Source organism: Stenotrophomonas sp. YJH_SMC_94-11, assembly GCF_059370435.1.
Map to the genome: position 1 here is coordinate 770,699 of NZ_JCAFTR010000001.1, position 20,513 is coordinate 791,211.

The following is a 20,513-nucleotide window of genomic DNA, read 5'->3' on the forward strand; positions in this document are numbered from 1 at the left end:
CTGGGCATTACGCGAACTGGGCGAGGTAGGCGCGCTGGGTCGCGACCGGGTCTTCGGCGGCGAACACGCTGCTGACCACGGCGACCAGATCGGCGCCGGCGTCGATGATGGGACCGACATTGTCCGGCGTCAGGCCACCGATCGCCACCCGCGGCACGCCCAGTGCGGCGCTTTGCCGCAGCAGGTCGGTATGGGCGCGGCTGGTGGTGATCTTGGTGGTGGTCGGGAAGAACGCGCCGAAGGCCACGTAGCTGGCGCCGGCGGCCACGGCCCTCTCGGCATTGGCCAGCTGGTCATAGCAGGAGGCGCCGATGATGGCCTCGGGGCCGAGCAGGGCGCGCGCGCTGGGGATGTCGCCGTCGGTGCCGCCCAGGTGCACGCCCGCTGCGCCCACGGCCTTGGCCAGCGCCGGGTCGTCGTTGACGATCAGCGGTACGCCGTGGTCTGCGCACAGTGCCTGCAGCGCGGTGGCCTGCTCCCGCCGCAGCGCGTCGCTTGCGGTCTTGTTGCGGTACTGCAGCCAGGTGGCGCCCGCGGCCAGCAGCGGCGCGGTACGGGCCAGCAGGCGTGCGGTATCGGGCTCGTCCGGGGTGATCAGGTAGACGCCGCGGGGCGCCGGGGAAGCAGAAGTCATCGATGGCTACCGGTGAGTGGACCGCGATGGGACAATGGCGGCCCGTGAATCCAGTCCTGATTATCCGATGAGCGATGCCACCCCCACCACCTTGCGCACCTGGATGTGCGTGGTCTGCGGCTTCCTGTACAGCGAAGCAGAAGGCTTGCCGGAGGAAGGCATCGCGCCAGGGACGCGCTGGGAGGACATTCCCGAGACCTGGACCTGCCCGGATTGCGGGGTGACCAAGGCCGATTTCGAGATGGTCGAGGTCGATGGATGAAGGTAGGCGTGGACTGTCGGTCCACACACCGACTCCCTCAATGCAGCCGCGGCATCGGCCCGCCGAGGTCGATCAGCTTCTCGCGCAGCCACTGCGCGTCGCTGGCTTCCGGGTTGCGCTTCAGGTACTGGCCCAGATCGTGGCGGGCACCGGCCAGGTACTCCAGCTGCAGGTAGGCCAGGCCGCGGTCGCGCAGCGCATCGTCCTGCTCCGGGGCCAGCTTCAGCAGGCGGTCGGCACTGCGCGCGGCGCGGTCCCACTCGCCGGCTTCGGCATACACGCCGTGCAGGTTGCGCAGCATGCGCATCAGGATCGCGCGCGCGGGTGCCGGGTCGAGGATCTGCGCCAGCACCTGGTCGTCGGGCATCTGCCCGCCCAGGTGTGACTTGGCCCGCTCGCGCAGTTCGTCCACGTCCAGCGGCCGGCCGCCGTTGAACGGGTCCATCACCAGCACGCCGTCGTCCACCGGCAGGCGCACCAGGAAGTGGCCGGGGAAGGACACGCCATCGAGCGGAATACCCAGCCGGCGCGCGACTTCCATCTGCACCAGCGCCAGCGAGATCGGGTTGCCCAGGCGGCGCTCGAATACCTGGTTGAGGTAGCTGTTGCGCGGGTCGTAGTACTCGTCGTGGTCGCCGCTGTAGCCCAGCTCGTCGAACAGGTGGCGGTTGATCGCCGCCATCTTCAGCGGGCTGTTGTCGATGCTCTCCACTTCCGAGCGGAGGTGCTCGACATGGCTCTGGATCAGCGCGTCGTAGGTGGACGGCTGCAGATCGGGGTATTCATCGCGCGCGATCAGCAGCGCGGTCGGCAACAGTGGCAGCGCCTCGTCTTCGAGGTCGGCCAAGGCATCCCAGTCGGGGAGTGTGATCCGGTCCTGCATGGCCACAGACTGGCGTCATTCGCAGGCGGTTTCAAGCGGTGTCGCGTGAAAAATTCAGGGGTCAGATCCCTTTCGCGTGCGAAAGGGATCTGACCCCTGCAGGGTTGCCGGCCAGCGGCCGGCACTACCGTTATTTTTCGATGCCCGGACCGAATTTCAGCTCCGTGCCGTCCTTGAGCTGCAGCTTCTCGGCCTGGCCGGCGTTGAGTTCCAGCACATAACGCGCCGGGCCGCCGCTGGGATAGGGCGGGCACATGTCGCCGGCCGAGCACGGCGGTACGTCGCGCTGCTGGCTGACCAGCTTGCGCTGGCTGTCGAAGTAAAGGATGTCCAGCGCGATCTTGGTGTTCTTCATCCAGTACGCCTGCATTTCCTCGCGGTCGTGGATGAACAGCATGCCGTGGTCGGCCGCCATCTGGTCGCGGAACATCAGCCCGCGCGCGCGGGTTTCATCGTTGGTGGCCAGCTCGACCTGGTAGCGGGCGCCGTCCAGCTCGACCCAATGGCGGGCCGCGTCGGTGGCGCAGCCGGCCAGGGCCAGCAGCGGAAGCATCAGCAGCGAACGCAACAGCGACATCGTCAGGATCCTTGGGAAGGGTCAGAGCACGACCGGCGGCTCGCCACCGACGATCACCACATCGGCGCGACGGCGCGCGAACAGGCCGACGCAGACCACGCCCGGCAACTGGTTGAGCTCGCGCTCCAGCTTTTCCGGATCGGTGATCTGCAGGTTGTGGATGTCCAGGATCTGGTTGCCGTTGTCGGTGACCACGCCCTCGCGCCAGGTCGGCTGGCCGCCGGTCATGTCGCGGATCTGGCGGGCGACCAGGCTGCGCGCCATCGGGATCACTTCCACCGGCAGCGGGAACTTGCCCAGCACCGGCACCTGCTTGCTCGGGTCGACGATGCAGATGAAGCGCTCGCTGGCCTCGGCAATGATCTTCTCGCGGGTCAGTGCGGCGCCGCCGCCCTTGATCAGGCACTTGTTCGGGTCGCACTCGTCGGCGCCATCGACGTACAGCGACAGGTTGCCACTGTGGTTCAGCTCGATCACCTCGATGCCGTGCTGCTTCAGGCGTGCGGTGCTCTGCTCGGAGCTGGACACGGCTCCCTTGATGCGGTGCTGGATGCGGGCCAGGGCATCGATGAAATAGGCCACGGTGGAACCGGTGCCGACACCGACGATCATGCCGTCTTCGACGTACTCGATGGCTTTCTCGGCGGCCAGGCGCTTGGCTTCGGACATGGGAAGAACTCTCAGGCGGGGAATCAGGATTTCTTTTCCAGCGACAGCAGCAGCTTCCACTGCGCGGCGGTCACCGGGAACACCGACAGGCGATTGCCCTTGGCAACCAGCGGGAAGCCCTCGCCGAGCTCGTCAGCGTGCAGCTTGATCTCGTCCAGCGCGATCACCTGCTTGAGCTTGCGGTCGAAGGCCACGTCCACCAGCATCCAGCGCGGGTTTTCGCGCGTGCTCTTGGGGTCGTGGTAGTCGGATTTCGGGTCGAACTGGGTGTCGTCCGGGTAGGCTGGGCTGGCGACGGTGGCCAGGCCGACGATGCCGGGCACCTTGGTGTTGGAGTGGTAGAACAGGATGCCGTCGCCCACCTGCATGCCATCGCGCATGAAATTGCGCGCCTGGTAGTTGCGCACCCCGTTCCAGGGTTCGACCTTGACCTTTGCCAGGTCATCGATGGAGAAGGCGTCCGGTTCGGACTTCATCAGCCAGTAGCGCTTGCGGGCGGTCATGCGTTCACGGGGGCAGCGGAGGGGAACAGGGTGCCGTCTTCGGTGCAGATCGCATCCACCGGCACGTCCCACGACGCCACCGGCAAGGACTCGACCTGCTGCACCGCGAACGCAGCACCGACCAGCCAGGGCGGCGCCGGCCGGTCGTGGCGGAAGGCGAAGCTGCGATCATACCAGCCGCCCCCCATGCCCAGCCGGCGGCACTGTGCGTCGAAACCCACCAATGGGGTCACGACCAGCGCCATCCGTTCCGGTTCCAGGGTGTCTTCCACGGCCACGTCCGGCTCGGGGATGCCATAGCGGTTGCTGGTCAGCGGCTGCCCGGGCCGCCATGGTGCGAAGCGCAGCACGTCGCCGGCCAGCACCGGCAGGCAGTAGGTGAGTCCTTCGGGCAGCTGCAGCTGCCAGCGGTGCAGGGCGATTTCGCCATCCAGCGCCCAGTAGCCGGCCACGGCGCCTTCGCGCGGGGCGAACGGCAGGGCGAGCAGGGCATCGGCAAGCGATTCGGCGGCGGCGATGCGCTCACCAGCGTTAAGGTCACGGCGGCGTTGCCGCAGGTCGTGGCGCAGGGCCTGGCGCGGGTCGGTCATGGCAGCGAGCGGCAAGGATCAGCCGTCATTGTGCCGGAAAGAACAAGGGCGACGCCCGAAGACGCCGCCCTTGCTGGAATATTGCATTCTCCGCAATGTCGATGCATGCGAAACGACCTTGAACCCGGGGGCTCAAGTGGGAACGCTGGAGAACCATCGGGCTTCCCGCTACAAGGCGGACCTGCACTCCCGGCGCTGTCGCGCTCCCGGTGTCGTTCTTAAGGGACAAGGCGAATGTTTGCACATGCCGTCGAGTACCGCAGAGAACGCGTGGCCATTATAGCCAGCACGCAGGATCTGGATAGGCCGTTCGTCGGCAACAGTCCGTGCCAATTCAGACAAGCGAAAAGGGGACGGAGGGAATTAAGGCGTTTCCAGCACGGAAGGGGCGAATGCGCCTTAATTCCCTCCGTCCCCTTTTCTATGGGGTGCCGTCGATGGCGCGGTCCAGGCGCCGGTTCAGGTCGGCCAGCGTCTGCTGCAGGGCCACGGCCTGGCGGGCGTTCTCGTCGCGCAGCAGCTGCAGCTCGTGGGCTAGGTTCAGCGCGGCCAGCACGGCGACGCGGTCGACGGCGGCCATGCGGTTGCTGCCGCGGATCTCGCGCATGCGCGCATCGAGCAGGCGCGCAGCAGCCATCAGGCTGTCGCGTTCGTCGCCGCCGACGCCCACGGTGTATTCACGATCGAGGATGCGGACACTGACCGGTTCGGCGCTCATGTGTGCTGCTCCAGGGATTTGAGCCGGCTGATCATCGCTTCCACCCGCGAGCGCGCCTGTTCGTTCTTTGCCAGCAGCGTCGAGCGCTCGGCCACCAGCTGTTCCTGCTGGTGGCGCAGGCTGCGGTTCTCCTCGGCCAGGCGCTGGTTACGCTCAAGCAACGCGTCCACGCGGGCGGCAAAGTCCTGCAGCTGGGCAAGGGGATCGGCGGGTTCCATGCGGGCACGATAGGCAAGCCGGGTGAGGGCGGTCAAGCGCTGTCGCAGCAAGGCCGGACGGCCACGAGAGGATGCCGCAGGGTTGCTACACTACGGGGTCTCACGGGCGCGCGCGTGCGCACCCCGGGTTTCCTTATTCCGAACGAGCCGCACGATGACCGAACTTCCCTCCGTCGACGACGTTACCCGCGCCAGCCAGGCGCTGGGCCTGGGCGCTACCGCTGCCGAGCTGCACGGAGCGCTGTGCGGCTGGCTGGCCGCCGGCGGCGCCCCCGGCAACGATTGGCCGGCGCGCGTGCTGGCCGACGACACCCTGCCACCGGTGGCCGCCGACAGCGTGCTGGGGCAGCTGCTGCAGGCCACCATCAAGCAGCTGGAAGACCGCGACTTCGCCTTCGAACTGCTGCTCGCCGACAGCGACGACGTGTCCGCGCAGGCCGATGCCATGTTCAGCTGGACCCGCTCGTTCCTGGGCGGCTTCGGCCTGGGCAGCGGCGGCCGCCGCCCGGCCCTGTCCGAAGAGGGCGAAGAAGCGCTGACCGACATGGCCAGCCTGGCGCGTGCGTCCAGTGAGGATTTCGAGGCCGGCGGCGATGACGACGACGAAGCCCTGTCGGAGATCGAGGAATTCATCCGCGTGGCGGTGCTGCTGCTGCACGGCGACGTGGTGCTGGCCGCGCGCCATCGGCAGCGCCTGAACTGATGGATATCAAGCAGCGCACCGGCATCGCGGCCGGCGAATACAAGCGTCGCCGCCGCCAGCTGATGGACATGGCTGGCGAGGATGCGATCCTGGTACTGCCGGCCGCAGCCGAGAAGGTGCGCAGCCTCGATACCCATTATCCGTTCCGCCAGGATTCGGATTTCCAGTACCTGACCGGCTTCCCGGAACCGGAAGCGGTGCTGGTGCTGATTCCGGGCCGCCGCCACGGTGAGGCCATCCTGTTCTGCCGCGAGCGCGATGCCGAGCGCGAGGCATGGGACGGCAGCCGCGCCGGCCAGGAAGGCGCGGTAGCGCAGTACGGCATGGACGATGCCTACCCGATCGATGATCTGGACGACATCCTGCCGGGCCTGTTGGAAGGGCGCTCGCGCGTCTACTACCACTTCGGCCGCGACGCCGACTTCGATCTGAAGCTGATCGGCTGGGTCAACCGCGTGCGTTCGCAGGTACGCCACGGTGCGCAGCCGCCACATGAGTTCCTGGAGCTGGGCCACCTGCTGCACGAGCAGCGCCTGTTCAAATCCGGCGCCGAAGTGGCACTGATGCACCACGCCGCACAGATCAGCGTGCGTGCGCATCTGGCGGCGATGAAGGCCGCCAGGGCCGGCATCCACGAGTACGAGCTGCAGGCCGAGCTGGAACGCGTGTTCCGCGCCAGCGATGCGGTGCCTGCGTATTGCAGCATCGTCGGTGCCGGCCGCAACGGCTGCATCCTGCATTACCGAGACAACAACGCGCGGTCGCGCGATGGCGAGTTGGTGCTGATCGATGCAGGTGCCGAGTACCGCGGCTACGCCAGCGACATCACCCGCACCTTCCCGGTAAACGGCCGCTTCAGCGCTGAGCAGCGTGCACTGCACGACCTGGTCGGCGATGCGCAGGCCGCAGCGCTGGCCCAGGCCAAGCCGGGCGTGCCCTACGAGGCTGGCCACCTGGCCGCAGTGCAGACCTTGACCGAGGGCCTGCTGCGGCTGGGCCTGCTGAAGGGCACGCTGGAAAAAAATCTGTCCGAAGGCCTGTACCAGCGCTTCTACCGCCACAAGACCGGCCACTGGATCGGATTGGACGTGCACGATGTAGGCGATTACCGCCTCGCCGGTGATTCACGCCTTCTGGAGCCTGGCATGGCGTTCACCATCGAGCCGGGGCTGTACATCGGCGTGGATGACACGACGGTGGAACCGCGTTGGCGCGGTATCGGCATCCGCACTGAAGACGATGTGCTGATCACCGATGACGGTCATCGCGTGCTGACCGAAGGCCTGGCGCGCAGCGCCGATGAGATCGAAGCGGTGATGGCGGGGTAGGGGGTTTCGGCAGGGCTTGCAGCCCTGCACCTGCAGAGGCAACAGCTGGAGCAACAGCAACAGCGGGCTATCCGTGGGATGGCGGGGCACTGTGGGTTTGCGGGGCCGCCGCAAGTACGTCCTTGTAGGCTTGGTCGCCGCATCCATGCGGCTCACACCCCGCAAACCCACAGTACCCCGCCTTCGACAGATTCACGCGGCTGTTGGTGGGTGCCGACCGTTGGTCGGCACATCTGTCAGATATCGAATGAATCATCCACGCATGGCGTGGATCTACTGGCAATTGCGGTTGTTGGCACGCGTGGCTGTTGGTAGGTGTCGACCTTGGTCGACACAGAGCGAGCGCAGCGAGCGACCCGCTTCTGCTTTTCTCTTTTCTTTTCCGTGGTTGGACGCGCGCAGGAAACTGTCAAAGGTGGGGCGGGTAGGCGATGCAGGGGCGTTGGCGCCATGGATGGCGCCATCGAGCTTACAGGGACGTACTTGCAGCGTCCCCTGCATGGCCTACCCGCCCCGCCAAGCGCAGCTTTTGCTTTGAGCGTCACACCACGAGGGGCTCAGCCGTTCGCCGCCGCAAACGCCGGCCGCGTCAGGTTGTCCGCCTCGCCATCAGTGCACAGCACTTCGTCTTCGATGCGGATGCCGCCATACGGACGGAAGAAGTCCACGCGGTCCCAGTTGATCGCATCGCCGTGGCCGGCGTCCTTCACTTCGTTCAACAGCATGTCGATGAAGTACAGACCCGGTTCGATGGTCACCACCATGCCCGGTTCCAGCACGCGGGTCAGGCGCAGGTACGGGTGGCCCGCCGGGCGCTCGATGCGGCCGCCTTCGTCGCTGGCCGCGAATCCGGCCACGTCGTGCACCTGCAGGCCGATCAGGTGGCCGATACCATGCGGGAAGAACGCGGCGCTGACGCCGGTCTCAAGCGCGGTCTGCGGCGCGACCTTGATCACGCCGAAGTCCTTCAGTACGCCCATCAGCGAAAGATGTGCGTCCACGTGCAGCTGCTTGTAGTCGAAGCCCGGGCGCACCGCTGCGCACATCCGCTGCTGGGCAGCGTCGACGGCGGCGATCATCGCCGCAAACTCGTCGTGGCCCTGCGCGGCGTAGGTACGGGTGATGTCGCTGGCGTAGCCGTGGGCACTGGCGCCGGCATCGATCAGGAAGCTGCGCAGCGGCTGCGGTGCCTTGCGGCCCAGCTCGGTGTAATGCAACACAGCGGCATGTTCATTCAGCGCCACGATGTTGCCGTACGGCAGCTCATTGGCATCCTGGCCGACTGCCTGGCAGTACGCCATGTGGATGCTGAACTCGTCGGCGCCATTGCGGAATGCGGCTTCCGCAGCGCGGTGGCCGCGCACGCCCAGCACCTGGGCCTGGCGCATCAGTGCGATCTCATACGGTGTCTTGCTGCCGCGGTGCCATTCCAGGTAATTCACCACCGGCGCCGGGTTGTTCGGTACGTAGTTGCCCAGCGCGCTCTGCGGCTCGCCGAGGATCGCGCAGCGCGATGGATCGGCCGGCAGCAGCGCCAGCGCGTCTTCCGGCTTGCGGATGATGTGGATGTCGAAGTGATCCACCCACCAGCCGCTGGGGGCATCCGGCACCACGTGCCAGTAGTCGAAGGGCTGGTGGAAGATCACCGCCGGGCGCTTGCCGGGGCTGAACACGATCCAGCTGTTGGGCACGCGGGTCAGCGGCAGCCAGGCCTTGAACTGCGGATTGACCGCGTACGGGTAGTCGCGATCATCGAACACCTGGTAGTGCAGAGTGCCGCTGGGCACCACCAGGTGGTCGAAGCCGCCGCGGGCCAGCGCCTGTTCGGCACGTCGGCACAGCACGGCCAGGTGGTCGGGATACAGGGCGCCGGGGTCTTGCTGGATCATTGCGGTGGCTCGACACGGAAAACGGCCCTAGATTCTGCCGCATAGCGGGAAAAACCGCTGTGCTGGAACCGGCACTCAGGCCGTCGAAACCGGCCCCTCGTCGCTGTCTTCGCCCACCCACTGGCGCAGCAGCTGCCGATGCTCGCGCGACAGGGTGAGGAAGCGGAAGCCGGTCCAGCTCTGTCCGGGGGCGTGTGCGGGTTCGCTCCACAGCAGGTGCACGCCCACGTCGATGTCCTGGTGGCGGCCATCGCCCAGCGGCAAGGGGAAGCGCAACTGGTACAGCGCATCCTCGCGCAACGGTGCGCTGGCCAGCATCAGCATGCCGGTTTCGGAGATATTGCCGAGCCGGCCGACCACGCTTTCGCGCATCTGGTCGGTGACCGGTACCAGGTCCGAGACCTGGCGGCGCGGCGCGCGGCGGGTATCCTGCGGCGGTTGGGTGATCATGCGGAAGTCTCCTGAGTATGGCCGGCCGCCAGTGCACGCAATGCGCCAAGGCTGGCCTCCCAGGCACGGTCAACCAGCCGGGCCTTGTCCTCAGTGACCAGCTGCGCCTGGCCGGCACTGATCTGCCGGGCCAGCGTATCCAGGTCGGTATCGGCGATCTTCTGCCCGCGCGGATTGACCAGCAGGGCGTGGCCGGTCAGCAGGCTGTACCAGGACAGGCGCTGGCGGCGCAGTGTGCCATCGCCGGTATCGATGTCGAACCAGCTGCCGAAGGGCAGGGAGGACAGCTGCTGGTAAGCGGCTTCCTCGGCACTGCTGCGCGGTGTGGCGGGCGTCGTGCCGGCGGCCGTACCGGCGTGCTCGCCCAGGCGCGCGCGCGCCTTCAGGCGGGCACTGAGTTCGGTACGCGAGGTGCTCTCGTCCTCGCCGCCAGGCGTGGCCAGCCTGCGTGCGACGGCGGCGGCTTCCTCGGCGTGGTAGCCGACCTGCAGCAGGGCGGCCTCGACCTCGGCAGCAAGCGTTGCATCGGTGCCGCCGGGCGCATCAACGGGTTGCGCGGTGATGGTGGCAATGCGTTGGGTCTGCTGCAGGCGTTCCTGCCACTGTGGTGAATCGTCGCCGTGCCGCAGGCGGGTCAGGGTGAGGGCATCGGACCAGGCCTGGCGCAGCAGGGTCTGCACGAAGCGGGGCGGCTCCTGCGCGTCGCAGCACTGGTCGATCTGTGCACTGGCCTGGCGCCGGGCCAGCTCCAGCCGCTCCTTGCCGCGTGCAGCTTCCACATGGCGGCGCTCGGCCAGCTCGGCGCGATGCGCTGCGGCGCGCTGATGCTGCTGCACTTCCTCGTTCGCGCTGGCGAAGGCCTCCGGCGCCCGCGCATCCTGGCCCAGCAGGCCCTGCACGCTCTGTGCCATGCGCTGCAGCAACTGCGGGTCGACATCATCGTCGCCCAGCCAGTTGGCGCCGACTTCGGCAATCTGGTTGAGCAGTTCGCGCGCGGGGTGCTCGTCGCGCACGAAGAAGCCGGGGTCGGCCATTGCCGCACGTGCCAGCGGCACCTGCAGGCGCGCCAGCAGGGCGGCCGGCACCGGGTCCGGACGCTGCTGCTGCTGCACCTGCTGCATCAGCATGCGCAGCAGGTCGAGGCTGTCGCGGTCGTGGCTGCCCAGCTGGGCCTGCGTGCCATGCTCGCTGCGCAGTTGCGCCACCACGGCTGCCTGCAGGTCGGCTACGCCGGTGGCGGCGCTGGACTGCGCCTGCAAGCGTGCGAGGACCGCATCCACGGCCGCGCTCGGCACTGCATCGCGATCCGCAGGTGCTGCGCTGGCATGGCGTGCCTGCTGCAGCAGCGCATGCAGCGCGCTGCCCGTGGAGGTGGTCAAGCCCGGCAAGGCCGCGCCGGCCGTGCTGTCATCCTGGAAAGCGTCCTGCACCAGGCTCGACCAGGAGCCGGCCGGTGCCGATCCGTTCCAGCCGGTCAGTGGCGCGGCGGCACGCTTTGCCGGCTGCGTGGCGCGACCACCGCCCACCGACTGGGTGATGATCCGCCGGGTGCTGGATGAACGCGCCAGATAGGGGGTGTAGACCAGGCCGGGCAGCACGCCGTGCTGGGCCAACAGGGCATTGGCACGGTCGAGGATGTCGCCCAGGCGTTCCAGCACCTGGCGTTCGAAGCTGCGGTACAGCGCCAGCTGAACGTCGACAGTGAGCGAATCCTGTTCGGCAATCCGGCGCAGCATGGCGCACAGTGCCTGTGGTGCCAGCGGCAGGGTGTCGGCCTCGAAGGCCGGTGCCGCCGCCAGTACGCCCAGGCGTTGGCCCAGCAGGTTCAGCGTGTTGGTCGAACGCAGCGTCTCCCGCCGCACCATCTCGGTCAGCAGCAGGTCGCGGTCCACTTCATGTTCATCGACCAGCGACAGCCCGAGCATGCCGGGCAGCGGCGGCGGCGTGGAACCTGGGTTGAAGTGGGCCGTGGGTTCGCGCAGCCGTATCAGCGCATCGGCCACGGCATCAAGCATGCGGTCAGCGAAATGACCGGAGAAGGCATGCAACTGGCCGCGCTGGGCCATCAGCTCCGCCTGCAGCTGCGGATTGCGCGCGCGATCCGCGTCGTGCAGCAGCGTCTGCTCCAACGCTTCGACGGTCAGGATCAGCGGCGCGGCCAGCGTTTGCCGGCACAGGCCGATCAATGCGCCCAGCAGCTCACGCACCCGCGGTGGCAGGTCGCTGGCGGCCAGGCGGGTTTTGTCGGCAGAGGTAATGGAAAAGACAGCTGACATCGGCGAGCGGTACCCGGATTCCCGCGGATCGATCGTGTGAATCTACCGTGTCGGCCGCAGTCGGCGCTACTTTAGGGTGAACGTGTCTCGCGTCTGCTGGGGAGGGACGACGGATGAACGGTAGTGCCGGTCGCTGGCCGGCAGCGCTGTCTCCACCGGAGTGCCGGCCAGCGGCCGGCACTACCCGCTACGGCGGAAGGTCTATTCCTCCAGGAACAGGCTCACCACATCGTTGGTGAATCGGCGGCCCAGCTCGGTTGGCTGTACGTGGCCGTCCGCCATATCCAGCCAGCCGCGCTGGACGGCCTCGGCCAGCGGTGCGTCCAGCACGCTGCGCGGCAGCCCGGTGCGCGACTCGAAATCGCGCAGGCCGAAACCTTCGTGCAGGCGCAGCAGGTTGAGCATGTACTCGAACGGCAGCCGCTCCGGCGCGATCACGTCGTCACCACCGAACGAGGCCGGGGTGCCCGCGCTGTCCAGGTAGGCCTGCGGGTGCTTCAGCTTCCAGCGGCGCAGCACGTGTTCTTCGGCACCCGAGCTGATCTTGCCGTGCGCGCCAGCACCGATGCCCAGGTAGTCACCGAAACGCCAGTAGTTCAGGTTGTGCACACTCTGGCGGCCAGGGCGTGCGTAGGCGCTGACTTCGTACTGGTTGAAACCGGCCTGCGCCAGCAGCGCCTGGCAGTGCTCCTGCATGTCCCAGGCGTTGTCTTCATCGGGAATGCCCTGCGGCGGCCGCGCGAAGAACACCGTGTTCGGTTCCAGGGTCAGCTGGTAGTGCGAGATATGGGCCGGTTGCAGTGCAAATGCGCGTTCCAGATCGGCCTCGGCGCCGGCCTGGGTCTGTTCCGGCAGCGCGTACATCAGGTCGATGTTGAAGTTGTCGTAGCCCGCGTCCTGCGCCATCTTCACCGCGCGCTCGGCTTCGCCACTGTCGTGGATACGGCCCAGGCGCTTGAGCATCACGTCGTCAAAACTCTGGATGCCGAAGCTGAGGCGGTTCACGCCGGCCGCGCGGTAGCGGTCGAAACGACCATGCTCGGCGGTGCCCGGGTTGGTCTCCAGGGTGATCTCGGCATTGGGCGCGAAACGCAGGCGCGCGCTGGCCTGCTGAAGGAAACGGTCGATCGCTTCCGGCGGGAACAGGCTGGGCGTACCACCACCGAAGAACACGCTGTGCACCACCCGGCCCCAGACCAGTGGCAGGTCCTGGTCCAGGTCACGCAGCAGCGCGTCGATGTAGGCATCGAACGGCAGTTCGCCCTTGGCCTGGTGCGAATTGAAATCGCAGTACGGGCACTTGCGCACGCACCACGGCAGGTGCACGTACAGCGACAGCGGTGGCGGCACCAGCCGCGGCGGGCTGTCGTGGTCAGCGGAGCAGGCTTCGCCGGGCAGGTGGTTGCAGTGGTCGTGGGCGTGCGGCATGGGCTTGTTCGGTAGTGCCGGCCGCTGGCCGGCTTCCCTGGTTCGATCGGGTGGCGTCAGTACAGCGTCGCCAGCTGTTGCTTGAGCTGCTGCAGGGCAATGGCGCGGTGGCTGATGGCGTTCTTCAGCGCCGGCTCCATTTCCGCGGCGGTCAGGCCGTGGGTGGTGTCCAGGAACACCGGGTTGTAGCCGAAACCATTCGTGCCGCGCAGTTCGCGGATGATCTGGCCTTCCCAGCGGCCTTCGCAGATCAGCGGCTGCGGGTCGGTGGCGTGGCGCAGCAGCACGATCACCGCATAGAACCGGGCGCTGCGCTGGCTGTCGGGAACATCGGCCATCGCGTCCAGCAGCTTGGCGTTGTTGGCCGCCGCGTTGGTCGGGTGGCCGGCATAGCGCGCGCTGTACAGGCCCGGCGCACCGCCGAGGGCGTCGACGATCAGGCCCGAATCATCGGCCAGCGCCGGCAGGCCGGTCGCTTCGCAGGCGGCGCGCGCCTTCAGCAGCGCGTTCTCGACGAAGGTCAGGCCGGTCTCTTCCACGTCACCCAGGCCCAGCTCAGCGGCCGAGGTGATCTGCAGCGGCAGGTCGGCGAGGATCTCCTGCATCTCCACCAGCTTGCCGGCGTTGTGGCTGGCCAGTACCAGTTTCTTCATTGACGGGGCTCCAGCAGGTCCCAGGTGTTGCCATACAGATCGCGGAACACCGCAACCGTTGCATAGGGTTCTTCGCGCGGCGCTTCCAGGAACTCGACGCCGGCGGCAAGCATCGCCGCGTGGTCGCGGTGGAAGTCGTCGGTGTTGAGGAAGAAGGCGACGCGGCCACCGGTCTGGTTGCCGATGCGGCTGCGCTGCGCCTCGTCGCTGGCACGGGCCAGCAGCAGGGCGGCGGCGCTGCCGTCGGTCGGGCCGACCACCACCCAGCGCTTGTGGCCCTGGTCGATGTCCTCCAGCAGTGCGAAGCCGAGCTTGCCGGTGTACCAGGCAATGGCTTCGTCATAGTCGGCCACCACCAGGGTGGTCAGGGCAAGGCGCCGGTTCATGCCGACAGCGCCGCCTGCTGCGCGGCCAGCAGCTCGGCCACGCCCTTTTCGGCCAGGCCCAGCAGCGCGTCCAGTTCATCGCGACGGAAGGCGTGGCCTTCGGCGGTGCCCTGCAGTTCGATGAAGCCACCACCGTCGTTCATCACCACGTTCATGTCGGTGTCGCAGTCGCTGTCTTCGGCGTAGTCCAGGTCCAGCACCGGGGTGCTGCGGTACACGCCCACCGACACCGCGGCCACCGCGCCCAGGATCGGGTTGCGCTTGATGTCGCCACGCTTCATCAGCACGTTCACCGCATCGACCAGGGCCACGTAGGCGCCGGTGATGGCGGCGGTGCGGGTGCCACCATCGGCCTGCAGCACGTCGCAGTCCAGGGTGATGGTGCGCTCGCCCAGCGCGTTGCGGTCCACGCACGCGCGCAGGCTGCGGCCGATCAGGCGCTGGATCTCCAGCGTGCGGCCGCCCTGCTTGCCGCGGGCCGCTTCGCGATCACTGCGGGTATGGGTGGCGCGCGGCAACATGCCGTACTCGGCGGTGACCCAGCCTTCGCCCTTGCCGCGCAGGAAGCCCGGCACGCGGTTCTCGACGCTGGCGGTGCACAGCACGCGGGTTTCACCGAAGCACACCAGCACCGACCCTTCGGCGTGGCGGGTGAAGCCGCGTTGGATGACGACCGGGCGGAGCTGGTCGGGCTGGCGGCCGCTGGGGCGGGAATCGGACATGGTGCGGGTTCCGTAATGGCGAGGGAGTACGCCGCCACGCCCGCGGCCTTCACGGGGCGGGCAAGGGGGCTCTGGTGAGGGCGCTAGGGTACCATTCCCCCTTTGCACGCACCGGACACATTCCATGATTCGAAGCATGACCGCCTATGCCGGCGGCGAGCGGGTCACCCCGTGGGGCACGCTGGGCTGCGAGCTGCGCTCGGTCAACCACCGCTTCCTGGAGGTCGGCACCCGCCTGCCCGAGGAACTGCGGGCGCTGGAACCGCAGCTGCGCGAGCGCATCGCCGCGCGCCTGAGCCGCGGCAAGCTGGATCTGGTGATGCGCCTGCGTGCGCCGGAAGCAGCGGCCAACCTGCAGGTGGACGAGGCCCTGCTGGGCCAGCTCGGCCGCCTGGCGCACCGGTTGACCTCCGATTTCCCAAACCTGCAGGTCAGCTTCACCGAGCTGCTGCAGCTGCCCGGCGTGACCCGTGGCGAGGCCACCGATGCCGCGGCCCTGCAGGCCGAGGCACTGGCCCTGCTGGACCAGGTGCTGGACGGCTTCGTCGAGGCGCGTGAACGCGAAGGCGGCAAGTTGTCGGCGGCCATCAGTGAGCGCGTGGACGGCATCGAACGCATCGCCACCGAAGTGCGCACCTTGATTCCGGCCATTCGCGACGGCCAGCGCGCCAAGCTGGCTGCACGCCTGGCCGACCTGCCGCACCCGGTCGACCCCGGCCGCGCCGAGCAGGAACTGGTGCTGTGGCTGCAGAAGCTGGACGTGGATGAGGAGCTGGATCGCCTCGGCAGCCACATTGTCGAGATCCGCCGCGTGCTCAGGCAGCGCGAGCCGGTCGGCCGCCGCCTGGACTTCCTGCTGCAGGAGTTCAACCGCGAAGCCAATACGCTGGGCTCGAAGTCAGTGGACAGCCGTACGTCCAATGCCGCGGTGGAGCTGAAGGTGCTGATCGACCAGATCCGCGAACAGGTGCAGAACATCGAGTGATGTTGCATCCAGCATTACAGCAGGGGCGCCTTCGGGCGCCCTTCTCATTACAGCGTCTCAGCGGACGCTGACACCCGGCAGGCCCGCGCTCAATCGCCCCACGACGGCTGCCTGGCCGAACCCTGCGTCGTGGAAGCAGGCCAGCACCGCGTCCACCGCTTCCGGGGCGCAGGACACCAGCAGCCCACCGCTGGTCTGTGGGTCGGTCAGCAGCGGCTGCCAGTGTGCCGGCAACCCATCGGCGAAACGCACCTCCGCACCATACGAGGCCCAGTTGCGGTTGGACGCGCCGGTCAAGCAGCCGCGCTGCAGCAGCTCCAGGGCCTGAGGCAGCAGCGGCACCTGTGCGCTGTCCACCTCCGCAGCGACACCACTGGCGCGACACACTTCCAGCAGGTGGCCGAGCAGGCCGAAACCGGTGACATCGGTCATCGCGTGCACACCGTCCAGCGCGGCCAGGGCCACGCCCACGGTGTTCAGGCGGGTGGTCGACGCGATCATCTGCTGGTAGCCGTCGGCGTCCAGCACTTCTTTCTTCAGCGCCGACGAATACACGCCCACGCCCAACGGCTTGCCCAGCACCAGCACATCGCCGGCGCGGGCATCGGCATTGCGCCTGAGCCGCTGCGGGTCGAGCACGCCGATCGCGGCCAGGCCATAGATGGGTTCCACCGAATCGATGCTGTGGCCTCCAGCGACCACGATGCCGGCATCGGCGCAGGCACGCTCGCCGCCCTGCAGGATGCCGCGGATGGTCTCCTGCGGCAGCGTGTTGATCGGCATGCCGACGATGGCCAGCGCGAACAATGGTCGTGCCCCCATCGCGTACAGGTCCGACAGCGCGTTGGTGGCGGCGATGCGGCCGAAGTCGAACGGGTCGTCGACAATCGGCATGAAGAAATCGGTGGTGGCGACGATTGCCTGGCGGTCATCGAGGCGGTACACCGCGGCGTCGTCGCTGGTCTCGCGGCCGACCAGCAGTTCGGCCGGTGCCGGAAGCGCTGGCACGCCACGCAGCAGTTCGGACAGCACGCCCGGCGCGATCTTGCAGCCGCAGCCGCCGCCGTGTGCCAGCGAAGTCAGTCGTTGCGGGGCATCGGCCGTTGAAGGGGCGGGGGACTGCGCGTGCGTGGCCATGCCGACATCTCCTGCGGAAACACCAATGGCGGAAGGCAGCAGGAGTCGAACCTACCAGGGAACGATCGACGCCCCCTACTGGGTTTGAAGCCCAGCCGCATGCCCGGATGCGCATGCCTTCCGAAAGTACGGCGGCACCGGTGGGCTCAGTCGCGGGCTGCGTTCCACTGCAGGTCGCCGCGCGGCCGATGCTGGTCACCGACGCGTCGAGTGTAGCCAACGCGGTTGAAGAACTCCAAGATCTGGATGCTGCGCTTGCGGCCCAGGCCGATGGCATCGCGGAAGGTGGCCGCATCCACCGTGCCGGTGGCCTGCGACAGCTGCGCGACGATCGCGGCCAGCTCGGCAATGCGGGCCGGTGCATAGAACAGGTCCGGCACTACCTGGAACAGTTCGCCACGCGCGGTAGCGCGCCGCAGGACGGCGCGGACCTCGTCTTCGGCCAGACCAACGTCGGTGGCCAGCGTGCGCACCCACGGTGGATCGAAGCGACCGGCGTGCAGCTGCGGCAGCACGCGTTCCAGCAGAAGCCGTTCGCGTTCCGGTGGCGCATGGTCATGGCCGGGCAGGCGCCACCAGGCGCCCACGCGCTGCACGCTGCCGTCGTCCAGCAGGTCCTGGAGAAGCGCGATCCAGAGGCTCGCTGCAAGCGAGGGCAGGGTGCTGCGCTGAAGGCGTCCGCTATCAACACCGGGCTCGTCCGGACGTCGCTCGTGCCAGCTGCGCAGCGACGTGATCACCTGTTCGCGAAGCGCCTGCCAGTGCGAAGCAAGGATGACCACCGTGTCTTCGCGGGTGACGATGCGCCGCGTGCCCGCAGGAAGATCGATCCGGTCCGCCGCGCGCCGGCAGTAGCGTTGCAGGGCGGCCATGGCTATGCCGAAGGAAGCCTGCTGCAACAGCGGGCCGATTCCCGCACCTGTGGCCAGCTGCTCCAGTGCGCCCAGCCAGGCGAGCCGTGCCTGGCTGCGCCGGCGCCGCTGTGGCGGGTCCGGATCGAGCACGATGCCACCACCCAGCGTGCGGATGGCCGCTGAATCACGGGCGATGAAGCGATCACCGCACATCGCACAGACCGGTGCATCGAACACCAGTTGCACCAACTGTCCGTCGCCGTGATCGACGTCCTCCAGCAGCACCACATGGGCCTGCCGGTGCATCGTGCCCCAGTGGATGTGCAGCGGCGCCCAGTCGCGCAACGGTGTTGCCAGTGCGGGAAGCCGCAGGCGTACGTCGACGCGACGGGTCGCCAGCAGGGCGCGCGGGTCGGCGATCCAGTCGCCACGGTGGATGTCGTCGCGGGCGATGGCAGCCAGGTTCAACGCGCAGCGCTGCCCGGCCATGGCGTGTTCGCTGGCCTGGTTCTGCGCGTGGATGCTGCGTACGCGCACGTCAGTGGCGGCCGGCATCAGCTGCAGATGCTCACCCACTGCAGCGATGCCGCCGTGCACTGCGCCGGTCACCAGCGTGCCGTGGCCGGCCAGCGAGAACACGCGGTCCACCGGCATGCGGAACAGCTCGCTGCGCAGTTCGGCCTGGCGCGTGTTGGCGTTGTCCGACGCCCACGCGTGCAGCTGGGTACGCAGCGCGTTGATGCCAGAATCGTCTGGTGCGGTGCTGTTGCAGGCGAATACGGGGGAATCCTGCAGCGGCGTTCCGGCCAGCAGCGCGGCGATCTCGATCTCGACCCGGGCCAGGCGCGCCGCATCCACACGGTCGATCTTGGTCAGGGCTACCGCGCCGCGGTCCACGCCCAGCAGTTGCAGGATCGCCAGGTGCTCGCGGGTCTGCGGCATCACACCGTCGTCGGCGGCGATCACCAGCAGGGCGACATCGATGCCGGTGGCGCCGGCCACCATCGTATGCACGAAGCGTTCATGGCCCGGCACATCGACGAAGCCCAGCGTCGCCTCGGCACTCCCGCCGCCTGTGCTTTCCACCGGGACATAGGCATAGCCCAGCTCGATGGAGATACCGCGCGTGCGCTCTTCCTGCAGGCGATCGGTTTCGATGCCGGTCAGTGCGCGCACCAGGCTGGTCTTGCCATGGTCGATATGCCCGGCGGTGCCGACGATCATGCCTGCAGCGTGCTCCATTGCGCGAGGAAGGCGGCTTCGTCGGTGGGTTCCAGGCAGCGCAGGTCCAGCCACAGCGCGTCATCGGCAATGCGGCCAAGCACCGGTCGCGGCAGCTGGCGCAAGCGCTTGGCCAAGCGATCCAGCCCGCCGCGGCGCGCGCTGGTAACGCGCAGTCCGGCGCTTGCCAGCTGCGCCTGTGGCTGCGCGCCGCTGCCGATCTGGCTGTACATCGAGGCCCGTTCAAGCGCGTAGTCGGCGGCCAGCGACGCGCGCATCGGCTGCAGCAGGCGGTGTGCCTGCTCGTCGATGTCATCCCGCAGGCGCGAAAGGCTGCGCAGGGTCGGCAGCCGCAGTGCCAGCCGTTCCGGTTCGCGGTACAGGGCCAGCACGGCTTCCAGTGCGGCCAGGCCCATCTTGTCCATGCGCAGCGCCCGCTTGAGCGGATTGCGGTTGATCCGCGCGATCAGGTCGGCGCGGCCGGCGATGATCCCGGCCTGGGGGCCGCCCAGCAGCTTGTCGCCACTGAACGAAACCAGATCGGCGCCGGCCGCCAGTGCTTCCTGCACGGTGGGCTCGTGCGGCAGGCCGAAGGCCGCCAGATCGCACAGGCTGCCACTGCCCAGGTCCACCACCAGCGGCAGGCCGTGCTCGTGCGCGATCGCAGCCATCGCCGCAGTGTCGACCTTGGCAGTGAAGCCGGTGATCGCGTAGTTGCTGGCATGCACTTCCATCAGCAACGCGGTACGTGCGCCGACGGCATTGGCGAAGTCGGCCGGGTGGGTGCGGTTGGTGGTACCGACTTCCAGCAGCCGCGCGCCGGCGCTGCGCATCACATCGGGAATGCGGAAGGCACCGCCGATCTCCACCAGTTCGCCGCGCGACACCACCACCTCGCGGCGGTTGGCCAGGCTGTTGAGCAGCAGCAGGACCGCCGCCGCATTGTTGTTGACCACGGTGGCGGCTTCGGCGCCGGTCAGTTCGCAGACCAGCGCCTGCACCCGTGCATCGCGGTCGCCGCGGCGGCCGCGGATGATGTCGAATTCCAGATCGACCGGCGCTGTCATTGCGCGGGTGACCGCCTGCACGGCGGCATCGGGCAACAGCGCGCGGCCCAGGTTGGTGTGCAGCACGGTGCCGGTCAGGTTGAACATCGGCTGCAGCTCCAGGCGTGCGTCGGCCGCCAGTGCGGCGCCGAGCGCCGCGACCAGCGACGGGCCGTTGATGGCCTGTTCGAGGCGTTCGGCCGAGAGCTGCGCGGCGCTGATACGGTCGCGTAGTTCCTGCAGGTGTGCGCGCAGCAGTTGGGTGATGCGGCTGCGGCCGTGGCGTTCGATCATGGCCGACAACGCAGGCAGGCGCAGCAGTCGGTCCAGCGAAGGCAGGGCGGCGGCCGATGCCGGCGTGGCGTGCGTGCGTGGCATAGG

The 20,513-nt window shown here is 68.1% G+C and carries 22 protein-coding genes, 1 tRNA gene and 1 other RNA gene; 4 read left to right on the top strand and 20 right to left on the bottom strand.

From position 1 onward, the window contains the following. Window positions 1–7 precede the first annotated feature (7 nt). A complete protein-coding gene (thiE, locus tag AC5P74_RS03450; protein WP_053497472.1) occupies window positions 8–634 on the bottom strand; it encodes a thiamine phosphate synthase in 627 nt (208 codons plus the stop codon). Between the two features lie 34 nt (window positions 635–668). Here thiE and AC5P74_RS03455 point away from each other — a divergent pair, with 34 nt between their 5' ends. After that, window positions 669–896 carry a rubredoxin gene (locus tag AC5P74_RS03455; RefSeq protein ID WP_080375060.1) on the top strand — a complete coding sequence of 76 codons (228 nt, stop codon included), beginning with the start codon at window positions 669–671 and terminating at the stop codon, window positions 894–896. 37 nt (window positions 897–933) lie between these two features. Here AC5P74_RS03455 and AC5P74_RS03460 read toward each other — a convergent pair whose 3' ends face one another. The 8 genes from AC5P74_RS03460 to AC5P74_RS03495 form a co-directional block, all read right to left on the bottom strand. Continuing rightward, window positions 934–1,779, bottom strand: a complete 846-nt coding sequence (locus AC5P74_RS03460; RefSeq protein ID WP_005419007.1) for a SirB1 family protein — start codon at window positions 1,777–1,779, stop codon at window positions 934–936. Window positions 1,780–1,909: 130 nt separating this feature from the next. Beyond that, window positions 1,910–2,356: a DUF192 domain-containing protein gene (locus AC5P74_RS03465; RefSeq protein WP_005419005.1), complete on the bottom strand. Its 447-nt coding sequence runs from the start codon at window positions 2,354–2,356 to the stop codon at window positions 1,910–1,912. 21 nt (window positions 2,357–2,377) lie between these two features. Continuing rightward, window positions 2,378–3,025, bottom strand: a complete 648-nt coding sequence (gene rpiA, locus AC5P74_RS03470) for a ribose-5-phosphate isomerase RpiA (RefSeq protein ID WP_005419003.1) — start codon at window positions 3,023–3,025, stop codon at window positions 2,378–2,380. Window positions 3,026–3,048: 23 nt separating this feature from the next. Further along, on the bottom strand, window positions 3,049–3,528 hold the full coding sequence (locus AC5P74_RS03475; protein ID WP_005419001.1) for an EVE domain-containing protein: 480 nt from the start codon (window positions 3,526–3,528) through the stop codon (window positions 3,049–3,051). Further along, window positions 3,525–4,118 carry a 5-formyltetrahydrofolate cyclo-ligase gene (locus AC5P74_RS03480; protein WP_032954483.1) on the bottom strand — a complete coding sequence of 198 codons (594 nt, stop codon included), beginning with the start codon at window positions 4,116–4,118 and terminating at the stop codon, window positions 3,525–3,527. The genes AC5P74_RS03475 and AC5P74_RS03480 overlap by 4 nt, the downstream gene beginning before the upstream one ends. 83 nt (window positions 4,119–4,201) lie before the next feature. Then, a non-coding RNA gene (gene ssrS, locus AC5P74_RS03485) (6S RNA) lies at window positions 4,202–4,387 on the bottom strand. Window positions 4,388–4,539: 152 nt separating this feature from the next. Beyond that, a complete protein-coding gene (locus tag AC5P74_RS03490; RefSeq protein ID WP_005410899.1) occupies window positions 4,540–4,836 on the bottom strand; it encodes a cell division protein ZapA in 297 nt (98 codons plus the stop codon). After that, on the bottom strand, window positions 4,833–5,054 hold the full coding sequence (locus tag AC5P74_RS03495) for a TIGR02449 family protein (protein WP_005418996.1): 222 nt from the start codon (window positions 5,052–5,054) through the stop codon (window positions 4,833–4,835). The genes AC5P74_RS03490 and AC5P74_RS03495 overlap by 4 nt, the downstream gene beginning before the upstream one ends. A 154-nt stretch (window positions 5,055–5,208) precedes the next feature. On the opposite strand from AC5P74_RS03495, the gene AC5P74_RS03500 reads away from it, so the two are divergent. Next, entirely contained in the window at window positions 5,209–5,757 is a 549-nt protein-coding gene (locus AC5P74_RS03500; protein WP_005418994.1) for a UPF0149 family protein, read from the top strand. 5 nt (window positions 5,758–5,762) lie between these two features. Beyond that, the gene (locus AC5P74_RS03505) at window positions 5,763–7,085 is read left to right on the top strand and encodes an aminopeptidase P N-terminal domain-containing protein (protein WP_154582234.1); all 1,323 of its coding nucleotides are present in this window, start codon (window positions 5,763–5,765) and stop codon (window positions 7,083–7,085) included. A 557-nt stretch (window positions 7,086–7,642) separates the two neighbouring features. On the opposite strand, the gene pepQ is transcribed toward AC5P74_RS03505, so the two are convergent. The 7 genes from pepQ to rph form a co-directional block, all read right to left on the bottom strand. Further along, window positions 7,643–8,974 (bottom strand): Xaa-Pro dipeptidase, encoded by a 1,332-nt coding sequence (pepQ, locus tag AC5P74_RS03510; RefSeq protein ID WP_053497464.1) that lies wholly within the window; start codon window positions 8,972–8,974, stop codon window positions 7,643–7,645. 75 nt (window positions 8,975–9,049) lie between these two features. Next, the gene (locus AC5P74_RS03515) at window positions 9,050–9,424 is read right to left on the bottom strand and encodes a PilZ domain-containing protein (RefSeq protein ID WP_005418979.1); all 375 of its coding nucleotides are present in this window, start codon (window positions 9,422–9,424) and stop codon (window positions 9,050–9,052) included. Further along, a complete protein-coding gene (locus tag AC5P74_RS03520) occupies window positions 9,421–11,700 on the bottom strand; it encodes a DUF1631 family protein (RefSeq protein WP_053497462.1) in 2,280 nt (759 codons plus the stop codon). The genes AC5P74_RS03515 and AC5P74_RS03520 overlap by 4 nt, the downstream gene beginning before the upstream one ends. A gap of 201 nt (window positions 11,701–11,901) precedes the next feature. Then, on the bottom strand, window positions 11,902–13,128 hold the full coding sequence (hemW, locus tag AC5P74_RS03525) for a radical SAM family heme chaperone HemW (RefSeq protein ID WP_329842661.1): 1,227 nt from the start codon (window positions 13,126–13,128) through the stop codon (window positions 11,902–11,904). Window positions 13,129–13,184: 56 nt separating this feature from the next. Beyond that, window positions 13,185–13,781, bottom strand: a complete 597-nt coding sequence (rdgB, locus tag AC5P74_RS03530; RefSeq protein WP_171957480.1) for an RdgB/HAM1 family non-canonical purine NTP pyrophosphatase — start codon at window positions 13,779–13,781, stop codon at window positions 13,185–13,187. After that, window positions 13,778–14,167, bottom strand: coding sequence for a VOC family protein (locus AC5P74_RS03535; protein ID WP_005418968.1), 390 nt, complete (start codon window positions 14,165–14,167; stop codon window positions 13,778–13,780). Before AC5P74_RS03535 ends, rdgB begins: the two co-directional genes overlap by 4 nt. Beyond that, the gene (gene rph, locus AC5P74_RS03540) at window positions 14,164–14,889 is read right to left on the bottom strand and encodes a ribonuclease PH (RefSeq protein ID WP_329842660.1); all 726 of its coding nucleotides are present in this window, start codon (window positions 14,887–14,889) and stop codon (window positions 14,164–14,166) included. The genes AC5P74_RS03535 and rph overlap by 4 nt, the downstream gene beginning before the upstream one ends. 124 nt (window positions 14,890–15,013) lie before the next feature. On the opposite strand from rph, the gene AC5P74_RS03545 reads away from it, so the two are divergent. Beyond that, window positions 15,014–15,874, top strand: a complete 861-nt coding sequence (locus AC5P74_RS03545; RefSeq protein WP_005418965.1) for a YicC/YloC family endoribonuclease — start codon at window positions 15,014–15,016, stop codon at window positions 15,872–15,874. Between the two features lie 57 nt (window positions 15,875–15,931). Here AC5P74_RS03545 and selD read toward each other — a convergent pair whose 3' ends face one another. From selD to selA, 4 genes are all read right to left on the bottom strand, one after another. Beyond that, window positions 15,932–17,011 (bottom strand): selenide, water dikinase SelD, encoded by a 1,080-nt coding sequence (selD, locus tag AC5P74_RS03550; RefSeq protein WP_053497458.1) that lies wholly within the window; start codon window positions 17,009–17,011, stop codon window positions 15,932–15,934. Window positions 17,012–17,037: 26 nt separating this feature from the next. Next, window positions 17,038–17,133 (bottom strand) — tRNA-Sec (locus AC5P74_RS03555). Between the two features lie 24 nt (window positions 17,134–17,157). Then, the gene (gene selB, locus AC5P74_RS03560; RefSeq protein WP_346608079.1) at window positions 17,158–19,089 is read right to left on the bottom strand and encodes a selenocysteine-specific translation elongation factor; all 1,932 of its coding nucleotides are present in this window, start codon (window positions 19,087–19,089) and stop codon (window positions 17,158–17,160) included. After that, entirely contained in the window at window positions 19,086–20,510 is a 1,425-nt protein-coding gene (gene selA / locus AC5P74_RS03565; RefSeq protein WP_206627248.1) for an L-seryl-tRNA(Sec) selenium transferase, read from the bottom strand. The genes selB and selA overlap by 4 nt, the downstream gene beginning before the upstream one ends. Window positions 20,511–20,513: the final 3 nt, after the last annotated feature.

Excerpts from the sequence above, each read along its gene's own strand:
- AC5P74_RS03495 (WP_005418996.1), bottom strand. The coding sequence starts at position 5,054 with ATGGAACCCGCCGATCCCCTTGCCCAGCTGCAGGACTTTGCCGCCCGC.
- AC5P74_RS03515 (WP_005418979.1), bottom strand. The coding sequence starts at position 9,424 with ATGATCACCCAACCGCCGCAGGATACCCGCCGCGCGCCGCGCCGCCAG.
- AC5P74_RS03455 (WP_080375060.1), top strand. The coding sequence starts at position 669 with ATGGCGGCCCGTGAATCCAGTCCTGATTATCCGATGAGCGATGCCACC.
- AC5P74_RS03480 (WP_032954483.1), bottom strand. The coding sequence starts at position 4,118 with ATGACCGACCCGCGCCAGGCCCTGCGCCACGACCTGCGGCAACGCCGC.
- pepQ (WP_053497464.1), bottom strand. The coding sequence starts at position 8,974 with ATGATCCAGCAAGACCCCGGCGCCCTGTATCCCGACCACCTGGCCGTG.
- AC5P74_RS03545 (WP_005418965.1), top strand. The coding sequence starts at position 15,014 with ATGATTCGAAGCATGACCGCCTATGCCGGCGGCGAGCGGGTCACCCCG.
- rdgB (WP_171957480.1), bottom strand. The coding sequence starts at position 13,781 with ATGAAGAAACTGGTACTGGCCAGCCACAACGCCGGCAAGCTGGTGGAG.
- rph (WP_329842660.1), bottom strand. The coding sequence starts at position 14,889 with ATGTCCGATTCCCGCCCCAGCGGCCGCCAGCCCGACCAGCTCCGCCCG.
- thiE (WP_053497472.1), bottom strand. The coding sequence starts at position 634 with ATGACTTCTGCTTCCCCGGCGCCCCGCGGCGTCTACCTGATCACCCCG.
- AC5P74_RS03535 (WP_005418968.1), bottom strand. The coding sequence starts at position 14,167 with ATGAACCGGCGCCTTGCCCTGACCACCCTGGTGGTGGCCGACTATGAC.
- selB (WP_346608079.1), bottom strand. The coding sequence starts at position 19,089 with ATGATCGTCGGCACCGCCGGGCATATCGACCATGGCAAGACCAGCCTG.
- AC5P74_RS03460 (WP_005419007.1), bottom strand. The coding sequence starts at position 1,779 with ATGCAGGACCGGATCACACTCCCCGACTGGGATGCCTTGGCCGACCTC.
- AC5P74_RS03520 (WP_053497462.1), bottom strand. The coding sequence starts at position 11,700 with ATGTCAGCTGTCTTTTCCATTACCTCTGCCGACAAAACCCGCCTGGCC.
- AC5P74_RS03500 (WP_005418994.1), top strand. The coding sequence starts at position 5,209 with ATGACCGAACTTCCCTCCGTCGACGACGTTACCCGCGCCAGCCAGGCG.
- selA (WP_206627248.1), bottom strand. The coding sequence starts at position 20,510 with ATGCCACGCACGCACGCCACGCCGGCATCGGCCGCCGCCCTGCCTTCG.
- rpiA (WP_005419003.1), bottom strand. The coding sequence starts at position 3,025 with ATGTCCGAAGCCAAGCGCCTGGCCGCCGAGAAAGCCATCGAGTACGTC.
- selD (WP_053497458.1), bottom strand. The coding sequence starts at position 17,011 with ATGGCCACGCACGCGCAGTCCCCCGCCCCTTCAACGGCCGATGCCCCG.
- AC5P74_RS03475 (WP_005419001.1), bottom strand. The coding sequence starts at position 3,528 with ATGACCGCCCGCAAGCGCTACTGGCTGATGAAGTCCGAACCGGACGCC.
- AC5P74_RS03465 (WP_005419005.1), bottom strand. The coding sequence starts at position 2,356 with ATGTCGCTGTTGCGTTCGCTGCTGATGCTTCCGCTGCTGGCCCTGGCC.
- hemW (WP_329842661.1), bottom strand. The coding sequence starts at position 13,128 with ATGCCGCACGCCCACGACCACTGCAACCACCTGCCCGGCGAAGCCTGC.
- AC5P74_RS03490 (WP_005410899.1), bottom strand. The coding sequence starts at position 4,836 with ATGAGCGCCGAACCGGTCAGTGTCCGCATCCTCGATCGTGAATACACC.